We start from the raw sequence: 7,888 nt of genomic DNA on the forward strand, positions 1-7,888 counted from the left end.
GTGTTATATGCAATGCCATTTAAATAAGGTGAATCAGGGGATATTGCCTTGTTAATTAAAGCATCACCTGCAAAAGCAGCACCAAATAGTTTGCGTATAATCATTAATCCATCACCTAATGCTGTTACCTTGCCATCACGATCAACATCAAGTGAGAAAGAAAGTGGTTTCAATGATGCTGAGGTTGCCGTAAATCCATAACCGGATGCTGCTTCTGTTTCGCTGAAATTGATGAAGGTATCTTTAAGACCTGTAATTGGATCAATTGGTTTATCAAGTGATTTAAATATTAAATCTGCGAGTTTAACTGGTACTCCGGCGGTTGGAAATTGCCCTGTAAATGATGCGATATTAATTGGAATAAATAAATCTGTTGTGGCATCATTATCGCTATTTGCAGTATCTTGTTGAATGGCACCAATTTGGAAAAGATCTGCCTGTGTTTTATTGGTAACACCAGTAGTTGAATCAAAAGATAATAAAGAAGAATTAAAATGCACCTTAAAACTTAATCCAGTGGTGGATGAACCGTCACTGGTGCTGTAATTAATCGGAACAGTTAATTCCTTATTGCGTTGATAACGGATTGGTGTTGTGGCAGAAGAAAGTGATTGAACTTCTTTGATCTTTAAACTAAGTGGTGTTGAGATACTGCCAAGTTCATCAGCGGCACTGAGGTTTAAGTTAATGGAACCGCCTGTTGTTGGTGTGCCCGAAAGTGTTCTTGTAGTTGGATTAAAGGTTAACCAAGATGGCAGAGTATCACCTGTATTGGTTGTTGCAGAGAGTGTAATACTGGAATCAGGATCACTAAAAAGATCTGATTTAAGCGTATAAGAAAAAGGTGTATAACGATTAGTGCTAAGTGCTGGTATTGAACCATTTACTACAGGTGCGGCATTATGGGCAATGGATAAATCAGCACCAGTTGCGATGAMACCTATTGCTGGATCACCTTTGAGATGTAATGTGGTTCCCAAGAAGGTAGAGGTGGGTACCAGATTTAGATTGGCAAGCACTAAAGGCAGGGTGGTGCCACTACCAGGGAAGTTGCCATTAAAATCTGCATAGGAAAGAGATAGAACCTTATCGGTCTTGGGGTCACCATCGGCATTTGAGGTATCAGCAGTGATTGCATTACCCAGCAGACCAGTTTTGAATGGATCACCAGCAATAGAAACGCTTAGTTGTGTGGAATCAAAGTAAAGAGATGCTCCAACGCCAGTGAGATTTATTTCGCCTGTTGAGACGGTGTAAGAAATAGCGGAGGTGGTATTGACCCCAGAACGAATAGCAGTTTTGCTTGGAGCACTCAGACTGAGTGATTGAGTTGGCAATCCAGCAGGGGTAATGGTTGATTCTGAYGCAACACTATTAACCACCTCATTAGTGCCATAACCATCCAAATAACTGACAACACCTCTTATCTTCTTGTTTGCTTCTGCTGCTGTAAGAATATAAGTATTGTTATTATCTACTGCGTCTGTTGTGGTTAGTTGAGACCAGGTCGTGCCATCATTTGATATTTCCCAATTGTATTTAAAGGTTGGTGTATAACCTGTGAAATTATCGGCGTCCTGAATGCCAGATGCATTAATGGTGATAGTTGAACCTACTTTGGGGTCGCCAGAGATTGTTGGGGTTCCTGTGGGGATGTTATTGGGCGCGAGTTTTATTTCTGCGATTCCAATTGATACATTACCGCTGTTTCCATTCAGTGTTGTATCAAACCATTTGTATTTTTGCGCATCATTAGATTTTGATGCAAGAATAAACCCATAGTTTTCCTCTCCAGCAGAACTACTCCTTGAAGGTTCTCCAGACGCCCAATTTAAGTAAGTTGAAGTTTCACCAGATGACCAAATATATGAACCATCGTCATTGGCATCATTCATGCCAATAAACATCATATTGTCAGGTTTCTGGGGAAGAATAAAATCATACAACCACTCATTCTCCGCCCCATCATTAATAGTTACCAAGTGCCCGCCAAGTTTTACGGCATTTGCCTCTGCTTCTTCCCAGGTTGGACCTGAAACGATTACATAGGCGGAATCTCCGCGTCTGATGAAGGGGGTTTCAGTTATTCCGTAAATCTTTGATCCAGGTATTTGCTCAAGATAATAGTTGTCTCTTGCGTCATTCCATGTACCGCCTCCCTTATGTAAAAATGATCCGAAGTTCTCTCCGCCTAGCGCATTATCTGGTTGCGTAGGTGCCCAGTTTGTGTAGTTCCACGGAGAACCATCGATCCACTTCCAATTGCCCTCAGTCTTGTCATCTGTCGATCCTATCCAAAGATGATTGCCTTGATTGGCATTGTATTCACCTTGAGTTTCAACAAAAGTCTTGTTTAAGAACTGATTTTCGCTTTCCGACTGTATTGAAACCAAATGCCCACCCAGTTTCACCGAGTTCGCTTCTGCCTGTGTCCAAGAAGGACCATCGACGATTGTGTATAAGGAGTTGCCACGGATGATTGGTTTCTTGGTATCTGCTTCTATTGTTGACACAACACTATTCACTACTTCATTAGTGCCATAACCATCCAAATAACTGACAACACCTCTTAYCTTCTTGCTAGTCTCTGCTGCTGTAAGAATATAAGTATTGTTATTATCTGCCCCATCTGTTGTGGTGAGTTTAGACCAGGTGGTGCTATCAGTTGATGTTTCCCAGTTGTAATTAAATGTTGGTGTATAACCTGTGAAGTTATCGCTATCTTGGATTGTTGTTGCATCTATTGTGAGTGTAGATCCAACTTTAAGAGTTCCTGTAACTGTTGGAGTTCCTGTTGGGGTGTTATTGGGTTTGAGTTTTATTTCTGCGATTCCAAGATGCCTTGACAGGTGATTCGAGTACGCTGCAATGATTTGTTGACTCGGAAAGTCATTCCATTGTTTATTGGGTGTCCAACCAAGGTGAACAAAGTCTTCGCCCTGTGGGGAATTGCCACCTTCACTTGGTTCTCCTTGTGCCCAATTTGCATATGAGAAAGGTTCACCGCTAGACCATCTCCAATCTCCTTCTATCTGGGCATCATTTAAACCAGTCCAGTAAAATTTTGTACTTTGATTGTCTATTTGTGGATTTGCCTGAATATTGGCAAATTCATGTAACCACTCATTCTCCCCCTCATCGTTAATCGTCACCAAGTGCCCGCCAAGTTTTACGGCATTTGCTTCTGCTTCTTCCCAGGTGGGACCTGAAACGATTACATAGGCAGAATCTCCACGACGGATGAAGGGGGTTTCTGCGATTGCAAACTCCGGTCCATATCCTGATGCTTGATCACCAGACCATTCACCCAATGGATCTGAACCTCTGTAATCTGGATAGAGGTCTTTTTTGAAATTTGCTACTCCTAGTCTATCGCTACCGAGACTCACGTATGCCCCAAACGAAACTTCGGCGCCAATGCTATCGGCAAGTAACTGATATGTATTCAAATCGTCTACTTGCGCAAGCAAACCACCGACTTTGTTGGTCAGCGCAAAAAGGGCAGAGCGATAACYGTCTTTGCTGTTTTGATCCCATGACCACCAAGCAAGATTAGGGTTGGTTGGATAACCAAGTTCGCTGATYGCAGGATTTTCGTAGCGGGGATGGTCAAGATAAACAAGCGAATAAATACTTKTCCCGCGTATCACCGTCGCTGAGTTCACAGAAGACCCACCTGAGGCAATAGATTCMTGAGTGCCATAACCATCCAARTAACTRACAACMCCTCTTATCTTCTTRCTWGYYTCTGCTGCTGTRAGRATATAAGTATTGTTATTATCTGCCCCGTCTGTTGWKGTAAGTTTAGACCAGGTGGTGCCATCAGTTGATGTTTCCCAGTTATACTTTAAGGTTGGTGTATAACCTGTGAAGTTATCGCTATCTTTGATTGCTGTTGCATCTATTGTGAGTGTAGATCCAACTTTAAATGTTCCTGTAACTGTTGGAGTTCCAGTKGGGGTGTTATTGGGTGCGAGTTTTATTTCGGCGATTCCAATTGATACATTACCGCTGTTTCCATTCAGTGTTGTATCAAACCATTTGTATTTTTGCGCATCATTTGATTTTGATGCAAGAATAAACCCATAGTTTTCCTCTCCAGCAGAACTCCTCCTTGAAGGTTCTCCAGACGCCCAATTTAAGTAAGTTGAAGTTTCACCAGATGACCAAATATATGAACCATCGTCATTGGCATCATTCATGCCAATAAACATCATATTGTCAGGTTTCTGGGGAAGAATAAAATCATACAACCACTGATTTTCCTCCGCATCATTAATCGTCACCAAGTGCCCGCCGAGTTTCACGGCATTTGCTTCTGCTTCTTCCCAGGTAGGACCTGAAACGATAACATAGGCGGAATCACCACGACGGATGAAGGGGGTTTCTGCGATTCCAGGTAATGGACTCCATCCTGCTGGAATATCATTCCACTTCCCCTGTGTTGCACTAGAAGTATAAATGTGTGCATCTTCATTGCCTCCACCATCTCCACTAGGTTCACCGGGGTTCCAATTGTTGTATAGATAGTTTTGTTGACTGCTCCATTGCCAATCATTACCGCCTCTTCTTGTTAGACCTATCCATGCACCACCATGGACATCCCAACCATTCTGCCATTCATAACTCTCGTGTATAGACCGAAGAAAATCAGACTCTTGGAGAAAAAGTGTTTCCTGTACATCATTAATGGTTACCAGGTTTCCACCCAGTTTCACCGAGTTCGCTTCTGCCTGCGTCCAGGAAGGACCATCGACGATTGTGTATAAGGAGTTGCCGCGGATTACAGGTGATGGCGTTGTTGATGCCGCTGCCTCAACTATCGCAATAGAACTCTTGCTGCCGATGAGTTGAGTATGCGCAGAATCAGAATAAACAGATACCTCAAACAACTCCCCAGTATCTGAATCAACTTTTAGTGAATGCTGAATATCTAGTTTGCCATTCGTGATTACACCTGAACCGGTAAGAGCACCAGTTGCTAAGTCATCAACAGAAATACCACTAACTTTCCAGTAAGCAGTAACACCATTTGTAAGATTAGTAGTGCTACCTGCCGATAAGTTAATCGATGTTGTGAATACTCCTGCACCTTCTTTTGGAGTTGCTAAGCGGGTTATTGAGAGGTTGAGGGGGATTTCAGCAATTCCAAATAGTTCTGTGTCGGTCTGAGACGGGTGCATATTATCAAAATCAACCCAGACCCCGCTATTAATTGTAGGGGAGAAGTTGACGTCTGTTTGCGGTGCATTGATAAACGTAAATGATCCTTGTGCAGGTGTGCCAGGGTGCCAAGATGAAAATGAGTAAGATTCTCCAGTCGTCCATTCGTGTCTCGTTCCACCGTCAAAGTTCTTTAGACCGATCCATCCTTTATACCAATTCTGAATATTAAGATCTCCACTACGATTAAACTTACTGGTTATCCATGCGTTTTCCGCCTCTGATGTAATAGCAGTAAGATGACCACCCAGCAAGTTCGACTGAGACTCCGCTTCTGTCCATGTAGGTCCTGCTACGGTTAAGTAAACACTATTGCCACGGATACCTGCAGGACCTGTATATCCACTCGCTTCCGCCACCGCAGAGATGAATGCGCCCTTAGTTGGTCCATAAAGAATTTGCTGTGTCCTCTCAGCATCAGAGAATACAGAGACCTTAAACTTTTCACCAATGTCGGCATCTTGAACTAAGGAATGCTGAATATCTAATTTGCCTCCAGTGATGACACCTGAACCAGTAAGAGCACCAGTTGCCAAATCATCAGCAGTAATACCACTTACTTCCCAGTAGGCAGTAATACCATTTGCAAGATTAGTACTGCTACCTGCCGATAAGTTAATGGATGTTGTAAATACTCCTGCACCTTCTTTCACTTCACCCTGGCGTGTTATGGAGAGGGTTAGGGGGATTTCTGCATAGACACCTGTGCTTATTTCTCCAGACCTCTCATCAACCGTTGATGTGTTCATTTTTCCTACTTGCTGCGAGTACCACTGATTGGTTTTCCAGTCGCTTTCCCAGGAGTTGAAATATGTACGGGTAATCAGGAGTGCGTATGCGTTAGGTTGATCAACACCCCAAGGGAAAGGATATCCAGGTAAAAAGTTTGAATAGGTTAATGCTGATCCGTCTGGTTTTATGTAAGTGCCGTCTACATTTAGATCGCTCAGACCTGTTACTACTTCGCTAAAAAATACCCCTATATTTTGCGATATGAAATCTTGTTCTTGTTGATTGTCTACTGAAAGTAGGTATCCTCCTTCCTTCTTTGCTTTTTCTGAGGCAGTGTGCCAGTCCTCATTGGAAAGATAAATTCTGTAGTACAGCGAGTTACCATTCAGGATTGACTGTGGCGCTACTCCTGTTGCCATAAAACCCAAATCCTCAAGAAACGGCAGAGAAGCGGCGCGTACCAGGAGGCAGAACGCCTTTGGTATCTGTATCTCTTTATATTGTATTCGTTTTTAGGCATTTCGTCAGGTTCTTGCAGATATCGCATAAACAAGTAAAGGCAAAGGTTTTCAGCGTTTTATTGCAGCGCACTAGGTATTTTTCTTAATCCTTGCTGGCATTTACCCCCATAACTCCAACCCAGGACCTGCCAGCAGGTGCCTTTGATGTTGATTCCAGTGGTTCTGATGCCACTGCTGAGTAGTGGAGCAGATCACCATCAGCAGTTGGGATCGTCAAACGCCCTGTTACTACAACAGCAGCACCAACTAATCCAAGCGGGTTTGTATGTTCACAAATGTAGTTTGGATCTATCTAAACAGGACGCATCACATCAATATTAGCGGCAACGGCAGCAAAGTTTGCGGGAGTACCAAAGTATGGTGAATCAGGACTGATTGCTTTATTTGTGAGTGCGGCACCTGCAAACGCAGCACCAAATAGATGGCGTATTACCATCAAACCATCACCAAGGGCAGTGGTTTTACTGTCTTTATCAACATCTAACATTTTACTATCGATACCCTCTTGAATATTTGCATGTACTTGCGCTGCAACATCTGCCTTCTGTTGAGTAGTTAAGGTGTTATATGCAATGCCATTTAAATAAGGTGAATCAGGGGATATTGCCTTGTTAATTAAAGCATCACCAGCAAAAGCAGCACCAAATAGTTTTCTGATAATCATCAAACCATCACCTAATGCTGTTACTTTACCATCACGATCAACATCAAGTGAGAAAGAAAGTGGTTTCAGGGATGCTGAGGTTGCAGCAAATCCATAACCGGATGCTGCTTCTGTTTCGGTGAAATTGATAGAGGTATCTTTAAGACCTGTAATTGGATCAATTGGTTTATCAAGTGATTTAAATATTAAATCTGCTAGTTTTACTGGAACTCCAGCGGTTGGAAATTGCCCTGTAAAAGATGCGATATTAATTGGTATAAATGAATCTGTTGTGGCATCATTATCGGTATTTGCCGTGTCTTGTTGAATGGCACCAATTTGGAACAGATCTGCCTGTGTTTTATTGGTAATACCAGTAGTTGAATCAAAAGATAATAGAGAAGAATTAAAGTGCACCTTAAAACTTAATCCAGTGGTGGTTGAACTGTCACTGGTGCTGTAATTAATCGGAACAGTTAATTCCTTATTGCGTTGATAACGGATCGGTGTTGTAGAAGACGAAAGTGATTGAACTTCTTTGATCTTTAAACTAAGTGGTGCTGAAATACTGCCAAGTTCATCAGTAGCACTGAGGTTTAAATTAATGGTGCCACCTGTTGTTGGTGTGCCCGAAAGTGTTCTTGTAGTTGGATTAAAGGTTAACCAAGATGGCAGAGTATCACCTGTATTGGTTGTTGCAGAGAGTGTAATACTGGAATCAGGATCACTAAAAAGATCTGATTTAAGAGTATAAGAAAAAGGTGTATAA

2 protein-coding genes are annotated in these 7,888 nt (G+C 42.4%); both read right to left on the bottom strand.

All coding sequences use genetic code 11. The features are described from left to right. Positions 1 to 6,374 (bottom strand): lectin-like protein (locus tag C7K08_RS11755; protein ID WP_133165249.1); only part of this gene is annotated, 6,374 nt, incomplete at its 3' end. 394 nt (positions 6,375 to 6,768) lie between these two features. Beyond that, the coding region (locus C7K08_RS11765) for a putative Ig domain-containing protein (protein ID WP_193464835.1) at positions 6,769 to 7,888 on the bottom strand (1,120 nt) is incomplete at its 5' end.

Source organism: Synechococcus lacustris str. Tous (assembly GCF_003011125.1).
Taxonomy (GTDB): Bacteria; Cyanobacteriota; Cyanobacteriia; order PCC-6307; family Cyanobiaceae; genus Synechococcus_D; species Synechococcus_D lacustris.